At 40.8% G+C, this 18,415-nt stretch carries 17 protein-coding genes; 9 read left to right on the top strand and 8 right to left on the bottom strand.

The features are described 5' to 3' along the window. Positions 1-33: 33 nt before the first annotated feature. Entirely contained in the window at positions 34-1,311 is a 1,278-nt protein-coding gene (gene apbC / locus MF4640_RS01050) for an iron-sulfur cluster carrier protein ApbC (protein WP_078388398.1), read from the bottom strand. A 316-nt stretch (positions 1,312-1,627) separates the two neighbouring features. Here apbC and MF4640_RS01045 point away from each other — a divergent pair, with 316 nt between their 5' ends. Beyond that, entirely contained in the window at positions 1,628-1,957 is a 330-nt protein-coding gene (locus tag MF4640_RS01045) for a hypothetical protein (RefSeq protein WP_004694526.1), read from the top strand. A 43-nt stretch (positions 1,958-2,000) separates the two neighbouring features. On the opposite strand, the gene MF4640_RS01040 is transcribed toward MF4640_RS01045, so the two are convergent. Continuing rightward, positions 2,001-2,465, bottom strand: a complete 465-nt coding sequence (locus MF4640_RS01040; RefSeq protein ID WP_078388397.1) for a hypothetical protein — start codon at positions 2,463-2,465, stop codon at positions 2,001-2,003. Positions 2,466-2,614: 149 nt separating this feature from the next. Continuing rightward, a complete protein-coding gene (locus tag MF4640_RS01035) occupies positions 2,615-3,415 on the bottom strand; it encodes a hypothetical protein (RefSeq protein WP_078388395.1) in 801 nt (266 codons plus the stop codon). A gap of 350 nt (positions 3,416-3,765) precedes the next feature. On the opposite strand from MF4640_RS01035, the gene metG reads away from it, so the two are divergent. The 3 genes from metG (at position 3,766) to MF4640_RS01020 (ending at position 8,450) form a co-directional block, all read left to right on the top strand. Beyond that, positions 3,766-5,826 carry a methionine--tRNA ligase gene (metG, locus tag MF4640_RS01030; protein ID WP_078388393.1) on the top strand — a complete coding sequence of 687 codons (2,061 nt, stop codon included), beginning with the start codon at positions 3,766-3,768 and terminating at the stop codon, positions 5,824-5,826. Between the two features lie 64 nt (positions 5,827-5,890). Beyond that, positions 5,891-7,435, top strand: a complete 1,545-nt coding sequence (locus MF4640_RS01025) for an LA2681 family HEPN domain-containing protein (protein ID WP_010326230.1) — start codon at positions 5,891-5,893, stop codon at positions 7,433-7,435. A 46-nt stretch (positions 7,436-7,481) separates the two neighbouring features. Then, positions 7,482-8,450: an MBL fold metallo-hydrolase gene (locus MF4640_RS01020; protein ID WP_078388392.1), complete on the top strand. Its 969-nt coding sequence runs from the start codon at positions 7,482-7,484 to the stop codon at positions 8,448-8,450. 103 nt (positions 8,451-8,553) lie between these two features. Here MF4640_RS01020 and MF4640_RS01015 read toward each other — a convergent pair whose 3' ends face one another. The 4 genes from MF4640_RS01015 to MF4640_RS01000 form a co-directional block, all read right to left on the bottom strand. Continuing rightward, complete coding sequence (locus MF4640_RS01015) at positions 8,554-9,234, bottom strand: DUF799 domain-containing protein (protein ID WP_078388390.1); 681 nt, start codon at positions 9,232-9,234, stop codon at positions 8,554-8,556. After that, positions 9,231-9,608 (bottom strand): DUF4810 domain-containing protein, encoded by a 378-nt coding sequence (locus MF4640_RS01010; RefSeq protein WP_078388388.1) that lies wholly within the window; start codon positions 9,606-9,608, stop codon positions 9,231-9,233. Before MF4640_RS01010 ends, MF4640_RS01015 begins: the two co-directional genes overlap by 4 nt. Before the next feature lie 13 nt (positions 9,609-9,621). After that, a complete protein-coding gene (locus MF4640_RS01005; protein ID WP_078388387.1) occupies positions 9,622-10,293 on the bottom strand; it encodes a CsgG/HfaB family protein in 672 nt (223 codons plus the stop codon). Positions 10,294-10,403: 110 nt separating this feature from the next. Further along, positions 10,404-11,027: a LysE family translocator gene (locus MF4640_RS01000; RefSeq protein WP_078388386.1), complete on the bottom strand. Its 624-nt coding sequence runs from the start codon at positions 11,025-11,027 to the stop codon at positions 10,404-10,406. Between the two features lie 444 nt (positions 11,028-11,471). Between MF4640_RS01000 and MF4640_RS00995 the strand changes: the two genes are divergently transcribed. Continuing rightward, positions 11,472-13,091, top strand: coding sequence for an oleate hydratase (locus MF4640_RS00995; protein WP_078388385.1), 1,620 nt, complete (start codon positions 11,472-11,474; stop codon positions 13,089-13,091). A gap of 471 nt (positions 13,092-13,562) precedes the next feature. Continuing rightward, positions 13,563-14,018, top strand: a complete 456-nt coding sequence (locus MF4640_RS00990) for a DIP1984 family protein (protein ID WP_078388384.1) — start codon at positions 13,563-13,565, stop codon at positions 14,016-14,018. Between the two features lie 207 nt (positions 14,019-14,225). Here MF4640_RS00990 and MF4640_RS00985 read toward each other — a convergent pair whose 3' ends face one another. Next, positions 14,226-14,429, bottom strand: coding sequence for an NF038215 family lipoprotein (locus tag MF4640_RS00985; RefSeq protein WP_004694549.1), 204 nt, complete (start codon positions 14,427-14,429; stop codon positions 14,226-14,228). Between the two features lie 529 nt (positions 14,430-14,958). Between MF4640_RS00985 and MF4640_RS00980 the strand changes: the two genes are divergently transcribed. The 3 genes from MF4640_RS00980 to MF4640_RS00970 are packed head-to-tail and all read left to right on the top strand — an operon-like array spanning position 14,959 to position 18,363. Beyond that, a complete protein-coding gene (locus MF4640_RS00980; RefSeq protein WP_078388383.1) occupies positions 14,959-15,507 on the top strand; it encodes a TetR/AcrR family transcriptional regulator in 549 nt (182 codons plus the stop codon). Positions 15,508-15,520: 13 nt separating this feature from the next. After that, positions 15,521-17,170: an MFS transporter gene (locus MF4640_RS00975; protein WP_078388382.1), complete on the top strand. Its 1,650-nt coding sequence runs from the start codon at positions 15,521-15,523 to the stop codon at positions 17,168-17,170. Between the two features lie 32 nt (positions 17,171-17,202). Then, entirely contained in the window at positions 17,203-18,363 is a 1,161-nt protein-coding gene (locus tag MF4640_RS00970; RefSeq protein ID WP_078388381.1) for an HlyD family secretion protein, read from the top strand. Positions 18,364-18,415 lie beyond the last annotated feature (52 nt).

The raw sequence follows: 18,415 nt of genomic DNA, 5'->3' as shown, positions 1-18,415 counted from the left end.
CAACTTAATGTGTTGGGCTTTTTTATGGCTCATTTAGAAAATACGAGTCTGATCTTTTTCAGCCTGAGGCAGTGCGGCTGCAATTTTTTCAGCAATCTGCATATAGCTGTCTGCTGCACTGTCTTCCACTAAAACAGAAGGCTTGCCCGCATCCGCATTTTCACGGATTTGTACATTTAAAGGTAAACGTCCCAACAGCGGAATAGCATATTGCTCAGACAGTTTATCACCGCCGCCCGTACCAAAAATTTGCTCTTCAAATCCACAATTTGAGCAAATATAGGTCGACATATTTTCCACAACACCCATAACTGGAATATGTACGCGGTTAAATAACTCAATGCCTTTAGTCGCATCCATAAGTGCCACATTTTGCGGTGTGGTGACAATCACCGCACCTGTCACAGGAATACGCTGCGCAAGCGTCAACTGAATATCACCTGTGCCCGGTGGCATATCAATCATCAATACATCTAAGTCAGGCCATAAGGTTTGATTGAACAGTTGCATCAACGCACCTGTCGCTTTCGGCCCACGCCAAGCCACAGGAGTATTGTGATCACCTGTTAAATGCCCAATCGATAACACTGCCAAACCATAGGCATCTAAGGGTACAAAATTTTCCGCTTCAATCATCGGCGTTTTGCCCGCATTGCCCAACATGGTCGGAATACTTGGACCATAAATGTCCGCATCTAAGACCCCAACTTTTAAGCCGAGCTTTTGCAAAGCAAGTGCAAGGTTTACCGTGGTGGTGGATTTGCCAACGCCCCCCTTGCCCGAGGACACCAAAATCACATTTTGAATACGCGGATGCTTCGGCACATCACGTTGTTGTGGCGCTGCTTTTTGAATGGGTGGATTATTTGGATCAGTTTCAACGGCTTGTGCAGCAGCATGGGCTGCTGAGCCTGAAGCATCAATCACTGGGGGTAAATTGCTTTTCGGTGTAGCCTCTTTTGCTTGGCTTGAACAGCTCTCACCTTCAGCATGCTGATGTCCACAGCCACCTGACTTTTCTTTATGTCCCGTTTTTTGCTGAATCACATGCATGTTTAATTCTTTGATACCGCATGCTTCAAGCGCAACCGCCAAATCATCATGAATCTGTTGTAAATCATCTGCTTCGGCAGGAAAAGTATTGATCGTAATTTGCAGAATATTGCCCTGCACATTCACTTGAGTAATGCGGTCTTTCAACGCATGGTTTGAATTGGGCAAGATATAGTTTTGCAGTACTGTTTGGATTTCTTCTTCCTTTACCTCCTGCGCAGGAGAAAAAACTGATTTAAGAGAAGAAAGCCACGACATATATGTACTCCAAATTCGAGTATTCAGCTGAATGCTATAGTTTAACCACAAAACGAACTTAGGTTAAGTTCAGTATTTATGGATTATGCCATGAAATTTAGTATTCCTAGCTTTTTAGTTGGTTTTATACGCTGAATATCAAAGGGCAAAGCATAGCTGTTTAAGCTAACTGAAAAAATAAAATCGGTGAATTGCATCAAATTTGAACGTAAAGAATTGTAAGTACAATCCAATCTCCCTAATTAAGGTGATGTTATTGCATAGCAAAATATCTATATTCTATTGTTCTATCTTGACGCGATTTGGGGAGAAAATAATGAAACTTTGGGCCGTGGTTGTTTTGGCTTGCACCATATCTAGCTTTAGTTTTGCAGACACGTCAACCAATTCATTTAAAACCCCTGCGGGTCAAACGGTGACTATCGGTGATCAAGTTCAAGACATGCAGAAAAAAATCGATTTATCGCCAATTTCTATGTCCTCTACCCCAATCAGCAGTGCGCCGAATAGCCCACTTGAGACGGTATATGTATATGAAATTGCAAACTATCGTTACACCATTCGCACCGTGAACAATCAAATTCAGAGCATCATGTGGTTTAATTTAGACGCAGACCCTGCACTGAGTACACAGTCTACGCCATAGTCTTAGCGAACATTTAAGGCCGACATTCGCCATTTCAGACGGATTAAGCTTGGTCGTCTTTTTTAAACTTTTGCAGTGTTTCTGTGGCTTTCTTTTTCAACTCGTCAAACTTTTCAGTGGCTTGCACCTTAAATTCTTCCAGTTTAATTTCGGCCTCATGCTTTAACTCAGTGGCTTTAAGTTTCGCCTCATCCAGTTTATGCCCTGCTTCAACTTTAAAATGATCCAATTTTTCCTGCGCAACTTGTTTCGCATGCTCGGCTTTGGCTTGTGCAGACTCCAACTTTTGCTCAAAAGCTGCATCATCTTCGGCTTTAGTTTCTACTGCTTTTTGCTTTAAGTCAGTCAGCTGCTTTTCAGCATCTAGCTTGGCTTCAGTGGCCTGATGTTTGACATCTTCCAGTACTTTCTCACCTTCCAGTTTTGCCGCTTGAGCTTTCAACTTCAAGTCTTCACCCAAATCAGTCGCTTTGGTTTTTAAATCATCGAGTTTATTGTTATTCGTCATGTCACCGCCCTCTTTCGTATTTAAAATTTTGCTTAACTCAGAGTTATACCTTGCTTTTTAAGTGCTGACCTCATTTGCATCATTTGGAAACAATAGCTGTACAGGATGCAGCAATTTAAACACCATCCTGTACCACTCAACGGCAGTGACTAACGCTTTAACGTACTGATAAAACTGATAACTGCAAACAGCCAAATAAACAAAATGAAACTGCGTGCTTGCGTGAAATGGATCACGTCCGCACCGTGTACCATATTATGACGGCTGGCCGTGACACTAGAACTCGCATCCATTTTCAATGCTTCAAGGCTCAGAAAATACGGATTGATTTCACTGGCAATTTTAACTTTATGCCATAGGCTTTTGACTTCATGGCCTTTCAAACCCGGTACAATTTTATACACATCGACGAACTTGGTTTGATTTTGCTTTAAATACCCATGTTCAATCAGCGCATCCGTCAAAATTCCTTCAATTTGACCATAAAGAACCGTAATACAACCTGCATAACACTGCTGTTGATACAGTTTTAAGATTTCTTCAATCACGCTGCGGCGCTGAGCTTGGAATGCACCCAAATCCATCGCGTCGTAAGCGTCAAGCAAAGTCGCTTGGAAATAGTCCGTTTGGATTAAATTGGGCAACTGAAACTTAGTCATATCAGCTTCTTTTTCATTGGCCCTTTGCCAGAAAAACAACAGATTGAGCACATCATTGGCCATTGGTTCATCACTTTCATACTCAAGCTGATCGGCCATTATTGCAAAGTACGGATCTTCCAACTCGAGCTGACGGAGCGACTCGACCAATTGTGCATGTGGTCGACTGCCCATTAAAGCAAGATATTGTTCAGCTTGTTGTAAAAGTCGATTGCCCAGTAGTTTAGTCGCTTGTGGATTTTGCGGAATTCGGGTCACGGGTTGGTCGAAATCAAAATCATCATCGATCATGGACGGCATACTCTTAAAAACGGGCTGAATCTAAGTATTATCGCTGTTAATGGCGCATGAATATAGCGAAAATACGCATTAGTTTGAAGTTCCATCATTTGAGTTTTGGACAATCCATTCAATCTTTCATTAAAAGATGAACAAGCTGCTTTATGCCGTTTTAGTAAAGGTATTTCCCATGATTTTTTCAGTATCTTGCTCAAATTAGCGATGGATGCTCAATCTAGCGATCAATTCATATGGGCTTTAGTCTCATTTGAAAACTTTTCACCGATTCACTTGTGCAAGTCGCGGCTATCTAAGGTAAAATCGTTGACCTTATATAAAATACGAATGAGAGAGTCATATCCGTGCGTAATATTTTAGTCACTAACGCCCTACCATACGCCAATGGCCCCATCCATATGGGACACTTACTCGGTTATATCCAAGCAGATATTTGGGTTCGTGCCATGCGTGCAATGGGACACGATGTGACTTATGTATGTGCGGATGATGCTCACGGTACAGCCATCATGCTACGTGCCGAAGCCAATGGTATTTCACCTGAAGATCAAATTGCCAATGTGCAAAAGGAACACATCCGTGATTTTGACGGTTTCGGTGTGCATTTCGATCATTATGATTCAACCCATAGTGATGAAAACCGCTCTCGTGCTTCTGAAATTTATGTGAAAAACCGTGAAGCAGGCAATATTGCCATCCGTCCTGTCAACCAGCTTTTTGACCCTGAAAAAGGCATGTTCTTATCGGATCGTTTCATTAAAGGTACGTGCCCGAAATGTAAGTCGGAAGATCAATATGGCGATGCGTGTGAAGTCTGCGGTACAACATACAACGCGACTGAGCTGTTAAACCCAAAGTCGACTTTAAGTGGTGCAACGCCTGTAGAGAAATCTTCAGATCATTACTTCTTTAAACTGCCGAATTTCTCTGAATATTTACAAAAATGGACGCGTGACCAAGGTCGCTTACCTGTCTCAATTGCCAACAAACTGGATGAATGGTTTGAAGCGGGTCTATCCGACTGGGATATTTCACGTGATGCGCCATATTTCGGTTTTGAAATTCCAGATGCGCCGAATAAATATTTCTACGTTTGGGTAGACGCGCCGATTGGTTATATGTCGAGTTTTGAAAACTACATCAAAGCTAAACGTCCTGATTTAAGTTTTGATGACTTTTGGAAGAAAGACTCTGACAAAGAAGTCTATCACTTCATTGGTAAAGACATCGTTTACTTCCACGCGCTGTTCTGGCCTGCAATGCTTGAAGGTGCAAACTACCGTACGCCATCAGGTTTATTCGTCAATGGTTTCTTGACGGTGAACGGTCAGAAGATGTCGAAGTCTCGCGGGACATTCATCAAAGCTGAAACGTATTTAGAGCACTTAAACCCTGAATATTTACGTTACTACTTCGCGTCTAAACTGTCAGATAAAGTTGAAGACTCTGATTTAAACTTGGATGATTTCGTTCAGAAAGTAAACTCTGATTTGGTTGGTAAAGTAGTGAATATTGCCAGCCGTTGTGCAAAATTCATCAACACCAAGTTTGAAAATAAGTTATCAGCAACTTGTGCAGAGCCTGAATTGGTACAAAGCTTTATTGATGCCGGTGACTCAATTGCGAAAGCCTATGAAGCACGTGAATTCTCTGCTGCCATTCGTGAAATCATGGCACTTGCAGATAAAGCCAACCAATATATTGATGAGAAAAAACCTTGGGCTTTAGCGAAAGTTGAAGGCGAAGAGCAACAAGTACACAATGTTTGTTCGGTAGGAATTAACCTATTCCGTCAATTGGCAGTGTATTTAGCACCAGTCCTTCCAACCTTAGCGGCTCAAGTGCAAGAGTTCTTAAAACTAGACCGCTTTGACTTTGCTTCTGCTCAAACTGCATTGGTTGATCATGAAATTGCATTGTTCCAACCGTTAATGCAACGTGTAGACCCGAAAGCGGTTGCGGCAATGGTCGATGCATCTAAAGACTCTTTAGCGGCTGCGGCTGAACCTGTAAAAGTTGAAAAGAAAAAAGAGAAGAAAGCTGCACCTGCGAAAGTTGAACCTAAAGTCGGCGAAGCGGAGATTATTGGCATTGAAGACTTTATGAAGGTTGACCTGCGTGTTGCTGAAGTTTTAGAAGCTGCAACGGTAGTAGGCTCTGACAAACTTCTACAACTGACTTTAAATGTTGGTGAAGCTGAACCGCGCAATGTATTCAGTGGTATTCGTGAATTCTACCAACCAGAAGACCTTAAGGGTAAATTGGTGGTGATGGTGGCCAACCTTGCACCACGTAAAATGCGTTTTGGTATTTCAAACGGTATGGTTTTAGCTGCGGGCAATGGCGAAGGTGTTTGGGTGATTTCACCTGAATCTGGTGCTAAAGCTGGTGATAAAGTGTCTTAAGGTTTAGACACCCATAAAAAGCCCTGCTATATTTTAGTGGGGCTTTTTTATGTAAGTTAATAAAATGAGATTAGAATTAAAGAAAATCAACGAAGCTATAAATGCTATTTCTTATTCTATTGATACTGAACAATATGAAGAAGCTTTGTTAGGTTCTGAGATAATGTTGAATGAACTCGAAAAATATGAAAAATCAGAATCAGTATTACGTCTATTCTTTAATTTAGCTGGACAATTTATAGATGCAGGCACATCGTTAAGAAATAAAAGTGCCGTGTCTAAAGGAATCCAAATTTTAGAGACTTACTCAGAGCATTATGAAAATCAATCTAATATTAACTATTATTATAATTTAGCAAATGGAAAATTAGCATTAGCTAATGATTGTGGTTATTCAGAAGATGACGTGAATTTCAAAAATATAGAATTATTTAATGATGTAAAGAACTTATATTGGAAGGCTTATAAATTAATAAAAAAAGAAGATAATTACGATTTATATCAACAAAATATAATTAATCTTGCAAATGTTCTCAAACAACAATTTCGATTTTCGGAAGCTTTAAAACTCTATGATTTAGTAATAAAAGAAAATACGCCCTATCCACAAGCATGGCTTAATCGAACATCTTGTTTAAAGCAATTTGATCAACTATTAGATCATCGCACCGCAAAAATGATTATGGAAATAATTAAAGGGTATAAATTCGCTTGTAACTCACATTTAACTCCGAATACCTGGAAACCTTACTACAAAAATCAAGTCAATTTTTTAACTGAACAATTAGATTCTAAAGACTTAGATTCTGAAGAAGCTGAGACACTTAAAGAATATTCTTCTATGACTCAATTCCGACAATGGTGTATAGAAGAAAATTTAACTCTGAATATTCATGGAATGTATTGTTCATGCATTGCCAATGAACGAGATAATTTAACTCTTTTAGAGGGTATAATTTCTCCGACTAATATTCTTATATATGAACAATATCTCAACCGATTGAAAGCCGAATTTTCCTTGATGCGAGTAATGTTCTATGAGTCTAAATTCACAAATAGCTCTAAGTTTGATTATGAAAGCTGTTATTCGGAACTTGATGACAAAGAAATCATTAATATAAGATCTGAAAAGCTAAGAACTTGTTTCAGACTATGTTTCTCAATATTAGATAAGTTAGCAATCTTCTTGTGTCAGTATTTTTCACTAAAAATTGAGAAAAATACTGCGTTCAATAATTTTTGGCATCAGAATAAATCTGCCCTAGAAAGCAAAGAAAATTTTGCTTTGATTGCAATTAACAGTCTTATTTTTGATCTAAATGAAAAAAATGGACAATTTGGTTTCTATAAAGTTTGGCGAAATGCTCTCGAACATCATATTTTATTTCTAGTTCCAGATACTTTTGAACTCTCTAATGACTCTACACATACTTATGTAAAAATCACTGACTTCGAAAATAGTCTCCTAAATTTAATTCAATTAACAAGATCATCTATATTTTCAACAGTATTTGCAATTGTTGAAGATCTACGTCAGAAAATGCCAAATGATAAAAATAATTCTCTTGAAATAAAAATCCATAAAAAGGAGTTTAAAGGTTCTCCATGACATGCTAAAAAATAGACAATTCAACAAATTTTGTGAAACTTTATAAATGAATAAGTTACTTGCTTCCGCTTTAATTAGCTCCAGTCTCATTAGTGTTTCATCCTTCGCTCTTTCCCCACCTGCCCCAATCCCCCAACAAAAACAAGTCTCAGGCTATTACCAATACCAAGCGGGTGATGTACAAATCACTGCCCTGTTAGACGGCACAAACTTCATGTCGCCTAAATTATTTCAAAATACTCCAGAAAAAGAAGTCCATGAAATTTTAAAGAAATATGCTGCCGACCAAGCCAAGGGCGTACAGACCTCTGTCAATGCCTTCCTTGTAAATACAGGTCATTTGCTGGTTTTAGTGGATAGCGGCGCTGCGAGCTGTTTTGGCGAACATTTGGGTTCAGTTTTAAGCAATCTAAAAGCATCAGGCTATCAACCAGAGCAAGTCGATACCATCTTACTGACGCACCTACACCCAGACCATGTGTGTGGTATTAGCCAAAATGGTGTGGCAAACTTTCCAAATGCAACGGTTTATGTTTCGAGCGATGAAGCGAACTATTGGCTAAACCCGAAACAGGTCGAAAAGCTCCCGAAAGAAAAACAAGCCGGCTACCTAGGAACTGTTGAAAAAATTAAACAAGCCATTGCGCCCTATCAAGCCAAACAACGCTTCAAAACGTATCAATTAGGCGATCAAGTTCAAGGCTTTAAAGTGATTAATACCGCGGGGCATACGCCGGGACATTTTAGCTATGAGCTGAAAACCAAAGATGAAACGGTGGTATTTATTGGTGACATTGTGCACTCTCATACTGTGCAATTAGACAAACCAGAAACCGCTGTTGATTATGACATCGACCCGAAAAAAGCAGTGCAAACCCGCTTAAAACAATTTGCGGAATATGCAAAAGGCGGGAAAACCATTGCAGCACCACACTTGCCATTCCCTGCTATTGGACATATCTATTCAGCAGATGGAAAAAGCTATCAATGGATTCCTGTGCATTTTAAGGATTAATTTATACGAAAATCCTCTCTTCTTTGGGCTGAGAGTTAAAAGTCACTTCAACCAAATAGAAGCTTGTTAAATCGTAAAAATCCCCTCATTTGAGGGGATTTTTTTACTGCTGTGGACTCATCGAGTTTTGTACAAAATGCGGAGAACGAGGTCCATATAGCAACCCTTTTTGCTGCATCAACTGCGGAGCATACAACTGCGTACTCACACTGTTAGACAGCACATAGGCTTTGTCCGATAGGTGATTGGAAATTTGGTCAATCAAAGCACCCACCAACATCCCGACCAGACCGGCGTTGTTATTATTATTGGCTTGTTGGATTTTTTCCTGACCTTCCCATAATAATGCTCCGGTTTTTAAATCCACCAATTTTGCCTCGACCGCAACGGTCGAGGTCGATTGGATCACTTGATACTTAGAACCATATTCTTTGACTTTGACATACAGCGCAGCATCCGCTCCAAAAATTTCATTGAGTTTCTGAATTGGAATTTGCTGCGCATCATAGCCATTGGTTACGCCGTTTTCTTTAAATAGCGTATCGACCACAGAAATGGGGAACACATAATAGCCCGCTTCTGCTACAGGTAAAGTCACGGTAGACCAATACCCATAGGTTGCCCGTGTATCGGGTGACTCATTTACAGGCGGCAACACCAAAATGGATTTTGGCATATTGGCATGATATGCAGATAAGTCACGATTGCTTTTTGGTGTCGTAGCACAACCTGTGAAGAGTGTCATTGCAAGGCCAAGTACGCATAGTTTTTTGAAATGTTTCACTTCACACTCCCTGCCGCAGACTGGGCTGTCATTTTTTTCAAAAGACGATCCATTAATACTGTCGACTCTGGGTAGGTTTGACGTTCAAGTTCAAAATACTGAACAGCACGTGGCCCATTATTGATATTTAAATTCAACAAACCCAAATGTGCATACAAGCCCGGAGGCACTGCTGCATTTTTGGCTTTGGCTTTTTCAATATCTTTTTCAAGTTTGCCAATCTGTTCTTGTGGAGAAGTCTTTTCTGGCAGACTCAACATCAAATAGGTTTGCTGCGGGTATTCGCCCCAGCTATATAACGATTTTGGCGCTGAAACACAGCCCACCAAAGTCATGGTGCAGATCGCACCTAAAACCAATACGATTTTTTTCATTGATTCAAACCAGTTACTGCGCAGACCACTTATTGGTTTGAATATCCAACACCAAATTATTAACCGCTTCGCGTACAGCCAAATCTAGAACTTTACCGTTTAAAGTTGAGTCATAAGAAGCGGTAGAGCCAAAACCTAAAATTTCACGTTCACTGAGTGCATACTCACCTGCGCCTTGCACAGAGTGAACAATTTCTGCTGTTTTTACATCGACAATGTTTAAGTTCACTTTGGCATAAGCAATTTGGGTTTTACCACGACCCAATATGCCAAATAGCTGGTGATCACCGACTTCTTTACGGCCAAATTCAGACACGTCGCCCGTTAATACATAACGTGCGCCTTTGATAGATTGAGAGGATTTAGTAAAGCCTGCTTCTTGTTGTAATTCAGCAAGGTTGTCACGGTTTAGGACAGAGAAATAGCCCGATTGCTGTAAATGCGTTTCTAAAATGGTTTTCGCTTGACCACCTAAACGGTCAACATTGTCTGAGAAAATGCCACGCATGTAGCTTGAGCGGTTGTCAAATTTTCCTACAGAAACAGGCGTTTTAGTGCCAGCGTATTTAACGGTTGCCACTGCCGCTGCTACTTGCGGTGATTGAATTGTTTTTGACGTTTCTGTTGTTGAACATGCAGATAATGCTAAGCCACTCAAAACGGCCAAAATTATAGATTTATTCAAAATTTATCCCTCAAATCTTTAATTTATAAATCATTAAAAAATCAAAGGGATTATAACCATTTAGCTTTTAGTTACCTATACAAAATCCAGTTTTGTTGTTGAAAACCTTATCACTTCATTCCAAAAATAAGTTTTAAACCCAACACCGTCATCACCGCCCCTGCTGCGCGGTCAAATACTGCTTTAAACTTCAAATACACGCGGCGCGGCTTTTCAGCAGACAATGCCACTGCAACCAACGAACACCAACCCGCATCAATAAAGAAACATAGAATAGGCAGTACATAATAGTAATAAGTTGGGATTTCTTTGGGTAAAAGTGCAGTAAAAATACTGGCTAGAACAATCGCAATTTTAGGGTTGGAGAGCTGAGTAATTAAACCAGTCATAAAGGCACGGCGTAAAGTCATTGCTTTTGAGCTGGAATGATCTGCCTCAATTGGCTCTTTGGCGTGTTTAATAATTTTAAACGCGAGCCAAAGCAAATAGATCCCACCACAAATTTTTAAGGCCAAATACGCTGACGGCACTGCCAACAAAAAAGCTTGTAAACCAAGTACAGCCAACAGACCAAAAACAGCTGCGCCTGTTCCAGTTCCCAATGCGGTAAAGAGGCCATGCTTTCGAGAAATCGCAATCGAATTTTTTGCTACATAAATCGACGTCGGTCCAGGGCTCATTGCGCCTAACATTAATGCAAAGGCAATCGAGCCCAAAATCCAAAATGATTCCAAGAGTGACCTCTAAATTGTGAGAATTTATCAGCTGCGATTTTACGCTAAACAAAGTTTTTACGATATTCACTTTATCAGTTATTTTTCACATTTATATCGTGATCAAGCCGCAGCGTGTACGTCCATTATATTTTTTAATGATAAATAAAAAAGTCTATTTTTAAGTAAATTTGGCATAGGGCATAGTGAAAACAATAATAGAGTAATTACTCAATAATAAAATGTAAAATCAGATATTTAGATCATATTGAATTTTAATAAAAAGACAAATGTGTATTAAAAATAGCCATCATATGCTTATTTTTGATTACAAAATATAATGGGGGAATTGCTTCCCTTTTCATACATTTTTCATATATAAAAAGACTTACTATTTATAAGGTTTTATTTCTCTAAACCACATTTTTACTTCATAATTTTTAACATCAGAATTAAAGGTGAACCATGCAAAATAAGAAGCGCACCCCATTAGACGCGCAACAATCCCATCTTTGGATTATTGGTGGTGGTATCGCAGGTATGGCTGCTGCTGCATTTGCAATCCGTGATGCCAAAGTCCCTGCCAAAAATATCCATATATTAGAAGAACTCGATATTTCAGGTGGTTCGATGGATGGTGGACATACACCGCATGCCGCGCAAGCTTGGGTAACACGTGGTGGGCGAATGCTGACCGATGAAACTTATTTGTGCCTATGGGACTTATTTTCCAGTATTCCATCTTTGGAAAATCCAGACATTTCGGTGCGTGAAGAATGTCGTGAGTTTAATGAAAAAGTGAAAACCCACGCCAATGCACGGTTGATTGATGCCGAACATGTCATTGCGGATGCGGCAAAGCTTGGTCTGAATACACTACATCGTGCGCAGATGCTGCGCCTATTGGCTTCAAAAGAAGAAAAAATTGGCAGTCGCCGCATTGATGAGTTTTTTGATGAAGCCTTTTTTGAAACCAATTTCTGGCGCATGTGGCGCACAACTTTCGCTTTTCAAAAATGGCACAGTGCAGCCGAGTTAAGACGCTATTTCTTGCGTTTTATTCAAGAATTACCACGCATTCATACCTTAGCGGGTGTGAAACGTACCAAGTACAATCAATATGATTCAATGATCCTGCCCCTACAGCGTTGGTTAGTCGCACAAGGCGTCGATGTGCGTTTTGGACACTATGTCACAGATGCAGACTTCATTACCAATGCTGAAACTCAAGAACGCCATGCCTCGCGCCTATATGTACAACTGCCTGAAGGCTCAGAGCAAATTAATCTGAAAGCCAATGATTTAGCTATTTTCACTTTAGGCTCTATTACAGCAGACTCACGTTATGGCGGTAATCATGACGTGCCTGCCCTTATTCGTCATCGAGAAGATCATGGCTGGACGCTTTGGGAAACGCTGGCACAAAAAGCCCCAGACTTTGGCCGTCCAATGACTTTTTATGGCAATGTCGATGAACATAAGTGGGAGTCTTTCACTCTGACCATGAAAGATGACGTGCTACTTAAACGTATTATTGACTATACAGGCAATGAACCAGGCACAGGCGCACTCATGACTTGGTATGAGTCGGGTTGGCATTTATCCATAGTGGTTCCTGCACAGCCACACTTTGCCGACTTACCTGAAGGTTTATATACCTTATGGGGCTACGGTTTCCAAATTGACCATATAGGCGATTACATCAAAAAACCAATGTCCGAAGCCACGGGGCAAGAAATCCTAACAGAACTGATTAAACAGCTCGGTTTTGACGACATTTTAGATCATGTTTTGACAACGACTGATGTTACCACAGCCATGATGCCATACGCCTCTGCCCTGTTTGCCTGCCGTAAACCGGGAGATCGTCCTCAGGTGATTCCTCAAGGCTCACAAAACTTTGCTTTCCTTGGACAGTTTGTGGAAATTGAAGACGATGTGGTCTTTACTGTGGAATATTCAGTTCGTGGGGCGATGCTTGCCATTTATGAATTCTTTGGGGTGGAACGTGAAATCCCTGAAATTTACAATGGTCTGCTTGATCCGAAAGTCGGTTTGAAAGCTTTGGAAACCGTGTTCCACTAAACTTCTAATCTATAGCGATAAGAGCACATTTATGTCGCTACTATTACATAGTTTAATTTAAGCAACGTTTGGATACGCGAGTGTGGCAGGGATGCCACACGTTATCCATCATAATAGGGATGTTATGTATGGATAACAAAGGCTTTTGCTTACTTTTGGCCTATCAAAAGTAAGGGTATTACCTACATAAACACCTTTTATACTTTATTGAAAGTTGAGGCCGTGTACACACCTAATTTTAAATTGGATAAAAAGAAAAATTAGATAAAACTTTATACCTCATTAGTAAATAAATTGACTAATCAACATAGGAAAAACATCTCCACGTTTTAAATAAAATACCGAAACTGACTAAATACTTTTCTATCGTTTTCTCATGATTTTAGATTTCATAAAAATTACAAAACTCACTTGCAGCTTTGATTGCACAGATGCAGCATAAGACTCATCTAAAACTTTAAAAATAAATCTATGAAACTAGCAGAAGCACTTTTATTGCGTAGTGACTTACAAACCAAACTCGCCTCTTTACAACAACGCATCAACAATAATGTGCTAATCCAAGAAGGCGATGAACTGAGTGAAGACCCGAATGCGCTGATTGGTGAGGCTTTTAGTGTGAATACAGAGTTACATCATCTGATTGAAAAAATTCATGCGACCAATGCTCAAGCTAAAACCAGCACGGGTCAATCCATGCTCAGTGTTTTAAACACACGTGATTTGCTCACACAACAGCATCGTATTATTCAACAGGCCATCGACAGCTCACGACATGAAAATGGTCGTTATAGTTCGAGTGAAATTCGCTGGGTTAAAACTATTGTGGTTGCAGACTTGCAAAAACAAGCGGATGCAATTAGCCAGCAACTCAGGCAAAATAACTTAGAGATTCAAGCTTCAAATTGGCAAATCGAACTGATCTAGCCAATTTGAGCCACAACAGTTTGGGCATATTGGGCGAGTACAAGGCCTTTTATACGTTTGTAAGGCTTTAATTCAACAAACGTTTGCAGGAAGTAAGACGTCTACTTCACATTTTCACAAATCTGACGTAGCACAATGCATCTTTTATACTGCACATCGCACCTTGCACTACCATGTACTGACAATATGCCTCCCTATTTTCACCTATTAGTACGTATCAGCCTGTGTAGGCGTTTTCTGATTAAAAGCCATTTCTTGTGATGGTAGTTTATAGTCACGATCATGCACAGGAACACCACCAATAATCATGGTACGAGCCTCAGTTCTAGGCTGATTCAAATCCTTTTTTGCATCACACGCGGTCAGTTGAGTGAGCAATAAAACCAATACTAGGGTAGATAAGGTTTTCATTATATCCCCTCATTTATCATTATTGTTCTTTCAGCATAGCACTTTTATTTTTCCAATCCTATCGACTTTGTTACAACTCTTATCCATCTAAATGATGGTTCTCTGCGAATTTTCTTTATAAAATAAATATCAATCATTCATAAATAAAACAATAACATGAGTAATTTAAGCTCACTAAAATTAGACTTAAACATTTATCCGATGTATTGAAAAAACTATCTTGTTTTATTCAATTTCTTCATCAGCCTGCGGCTCGCCCTACTTTTGTTTAGTCAAAAGTAGGTAAAACCATTGTCATCTGCAAAACCTGTTCATTCCTTGGATTTATTCAAATATAGCGAATAAAACATTATCTTATTTACACCATGCAGGTTGTAGATAACGTTTCCGAGTCGCCTATTTCTTATCGAAATTAGATTAAATTAGAAAAAGACAACCTGATTTACAAAATCTTACAGGATTGAATATTTACAACGGACACTTTTGTCCGTTAAATAATAGCACTCCCCAATTAAATGAAATAATCACCATGACCAGTCGCCAACAGCGCGCTGCACAAAACCGCGAGGAATTGCTGGAAGCCGCAGTTCAGGTTTTTCGTACACACGGGATAAATGCGCCCTTACAACAGGTGATTGACGCAGCCAATGTCGGACGGGCGACTTTTTATCGTAATTTTGATGACCGTCGTGCTTTGGTGATTGCCTTAATGGAACAAGCTTTGGAACGTCTCGCAATTCGTGCAGAAGCATTTTCTCAGTATGAAGATGGTTTTATTCGTTTAATTGAAAACCATGTCTATAACTTACCGTATTTAACTGCACTGATGGAATATTGGCGAGTGATTGAGCGTAATGATCCCGTCATGGTCGATATCTACGCACGCCGCGATGCGATTTTACAGCCTTTGATTGATCAAGCCATTCGGCACGGCGTATGTCGCCCCGATTTAACCACTCAAGATTACGCCATGATTACGGCCATTTTAAGGACTTCATTCCAAGGGCTGACCGATATAGAGCAACAACAACTTGCACAACGTGCGATTGAGCTCTTACTCAATGGTATTCGGGCATAAAAGGTCACCACTCATGACACAGCCACCACGTTTACTCGAACCTGCGCCAAACTGGACAGCCGAAGAAAAACCAACCCTACCCGGCTCTCCTGCCGTGATTGCGCACTCCACGCCTAAGCGCTTCATATATTTTTTTATTGGTTTGTTTGTCGCACTGTCTGCCAGTCTCAGTAACGGTTTCATTACTGCAAATTTACCCTTAATACAGGGTGAATATGGACTAACACCCTCTGAGGTGGCTTGGATCCCCGCAGCTTATGTGATGGCCAATGTCAGTGCGAACCTGATTCTATTTAAAGCCCGCCAGCAATACGGTCTGCGTCTATTCTCTGAAATTGGCTTACTGATTTTTATTGTGGTTTTGGTTTTACACGTCTTTGTAGATACCTTTGAAATGGCCGTACTGGTGCGTTTTATCAGCGGCATGGTTGCCGCACCGCTCAGCTCTTTAGGCATGTATTACATTATGCAGGCCTTTAAGCGGGAAAATTTTGGTCGCAGTATCTATTTGGCTTTAGGCTTCCAACAGCTCGGCATTCCACTGGCTTGGATCATTTCGCCTTATCTCATTGATGTGAATAACTGGAATGTCCTGTATACCTTTGAAATTGGTTTAGCCCTGTGCTGTTTCGCAATGGTGGTGTCGCTTAAGTTGCCCCGTAGTTTAAGAATTGCTGTTTTTGAAAAGCAGGACTTTTTCACCTTTGCCCTGCTTGCGCCCGGTTTTGCCTTTTTGTGTATTGTGCTGACTCAAGGGCCTATCTTGTGGTGGTTTGAAGTGAAATGGTTGGCCTATTTGCTCATTGCAGGGTTCAGCCTGATTGTGATTGGTTTGGTCTATGAGCATTATCGGGTCAATCCACTGATTATGACGCGTTGGCTGGGGACATCATCCACGCTTCGTTTTATCATCGGAGCCTTTGCAATTCGCTTTTTAATGTCGGAGCAAAGTTATGCTGCCGTCAGTTTTCTCAAAACTATGGGCATGGGCCCCGATCAATTTGTCCCGCTCTATGTGGTGATCTTTTTCGGCATCGTGTCTGGAACCTTATTTAGTGCCATCACTTTTTCACGTGAACGGATTATTTGGCACTTACTATTAGCAGAAGTTTTGGTGTTGATTGCTTGCGGGCTAGATTTTCACCTCACCAGCGATATTCGCCCTTCCAACTTCTACGGCAGTCAGTTTTTGGTGGGCTTTGCCAGTGGTGTATTTATTGGTCCACTCTTGATCACGGGTATCTTAAGCGCCATGCAAAAAGGCCCCACCCATATTGTCACGTTCATTGTTTTATTTTCAGCGACCCAAACTTTTGGTGGCTTAGTCGGTTCATCGTTTTACTCCACCTATCAACAAGTCCGAACCCAAAACTATCGTGCTGAGATGATTCAACAACTTCCCGAAACCAATCCATTGATTGCACAGCGTCTTTTAGCGTATCAACAAAGTTCGCATACTTACACGCTCGATCAGCAGTTAGAGCAACAACAAGCCTTAAAAAATCTCAATCAAGTGGTGACTCGAGAGGCTCAAGTTCGTGCCTATAACGATGTGATTAGCTTTAATGGCGTTGTTGCTATGCTGTTGTTGTTGTGGGGGACATTCCTGATTGCACGGAATCAATATCAACTGCGACAACAAGCGAAAATCGGTCATGTCTAATGCCATTGCTCCCTATTTATTGAGAAATTGTTATGTCTGAAGATCAAAAACCAGCAGCTCCCGCTGAAACAACCGCAACGTCTGAAAATGCCTCTCAGTCGGAACAGCCCGCGGTAGCAGCAACACCGATTACGCCACCTTCGAGTAAACTGATTCCAACAGCGAAACGTACACTGATCTTGATGTTTTTAGTACTGATCATCGGTATCGGAATCATTTTATGGGCATGGAAAATTGGACCATTTGACAGTGCGGTTGAGTCCACTGACAACAGCTATGTCAAAGGCAAAACCACAGTGCTTTCTTCGCAAATTAATGGCTATGTCAAAGATGTATTGGTCAGTGATTTTGATCACGTCAAAAAAGGACAGGTGTTGATGCATATTGATGCCACGACCTATGACCAAAAAGTCACACAGGCTGAAGCTGGGGTGGATCAAGCGCAGAATGCTCTGTCCAATCAAAGCCAAAATATTGCTCAGCGTAAAGCCGATATTGTGGCGGCAGAAGCCAAAGTTGAACAAGCGCGAACAGCCTACCAACTATCATTGGCACAACAGCAGCGTTATCAACAGTTGGGGGACTCTGGTGCAGCATCTAAATCAGAACAAGACAAAGCCGTTGCAGATACGCAAAATAACTTAGCCCTATTACAACAGGCACAAGCCAATGTACTGGTTGCTCAAGAAGCGTTAAAAACCGCACAAGTTGCAGAAACTGGACTCAAAGCGCAAGTAACCAATGCCGCTGCACAACTGGATCAAGCCCAAACCACCAAAAACTACAGCAGTATTATCGCCCCGATGGATGGGCAACTGGGTGAAGTCAATCCGCGTGTGGGACAATATGTGGCAGCAGGTACACAATTGCTCTATCTGATTCCACAACAGACTTGGGTCACGGCTAACTTTAAAGAAACTCAAATTGCCAATATGAAAATTGGGCAAAAAGCATGGTTTACGGTGGATGCCCTCAATCATCAGAAATTTACAGGTCATGTCGAACAAATTTCCCCTGCCGCAGGTTCAGAGTTCAGTGTGCTTAAAGCCGATAATGCTACGGGCAACTTTACCAAAGTGGTGCAACGTATTGCTGTACGGATTGCAATTGATCCGAATCAAACGGGCATAGAAAATTTACGTCCGGGCATGTCCGTGATTAGCTCGGTCGATACGCATGCAGCAAAGGATTAATCCTGTGAAAAAAAATGCCCTTTTTCACTTACACTAAGCACTCAACCTGATT

Source organism: Acinetobacter sp. MF4640 (assembly GCF_002018895.1).
GTDB lineage: Bacteria > Pseudomonadota > Gammaproteobacteria > Pseudomonadales > Moraxellaceae > Acinetobacter > Acinetobacter johnsonii.
Note: the sequence above shows the minus strand (reverse complement) of the source record. Positions and strands in the feature narration are given on the sequence as shown.

Coding starts and splice junctions, on each gene's coding strand:
- apbC (WP_078388398.1), bottom strand. CDS start 1,311: ATGTCGTGGCTTTCTTCTCTTAAATCAGTTTTTTCTCCTGCGCAGGAG.
- MF4640_RS01045 (WP_004694526.1), top strand. CDS start 1,628: ATGAAACTTTGGGCCGTGGTTGTTTTGGCTTGCACCATATCTAGCTTT.
- MF4640_RS01040 (WP_078388397.1), bottom strand. CDS start 2,465: ATGACGAATAACAATAAACTCGATGATTTAAAAACCAAAGCGACTGAT.
- MF4640_RS01035 (WP_078388395.1), bottom strand. CDS start 3,415: ATGATCGATGATGATTTTGATTTCGACCAACCCGTGACCCGAATTCCG.
- MF4640_RS01025 (WP_010326230.1), top strand. CDS start 5,891: ATGAGATTAGAATTAAAGAAAATCAACGAAGCTATAAATGCTATTTCT.
- MF4640_RS01020 (WP_078388392.1), top strand. CDS start 7,482: ATGAATAAGTTACTTGCTTCCGCTTTAATTAGCTCCAGTCTCATTAGT.
- MF4640_RS01010 (WP_078388388.1), bottom strand. CDS start 9,608: ATGAAAAAAATCGTATTGGTTTTAGGTGCGATCTGCACCATGACTTTG.
- MF4640_RS00995 (WP_078388385.1), top strand. CDS start 11,472: ATGCAAAATAAGAAGCGCACCCCATTAGACGCGCAACAATCCCATCTT.
- MF4640_RS00990 (WP_078388384.1), top strand. CDS start 13,563: ATGAAACTAGCAGAAGCACTTTTATTGCGTAGTGACTTACAAACCAAA.
- MF4640_RS00985 (WP_004694549.1), bottom strand. CDS start 14,429: ATGAAAACCTTATCTACCCTAGTATTGGTTTTATTGCTCACTCAACTG.
- MF4640_RS00980 (WP_078388383.1), top strand. CDS start 14,959: ATGACCAGTCGCCAACAGCGCGCTGCACAAAACCGCGAGGAATTGCTG.
- MF4640_RS00975 (WP_078388382.1), top strand. CDS start 15,521: ATGACACAGCCACCACGTTTACTCGAACCTGCGCCAAACTGGACAGCC.
- MF4640_RS00970 (WP_078388381.1), top strand. CDS start 17,203: ATGTCTGAAGATCAAAAACCAGCAGCTCCCGCTGAAACAACCGCAACG.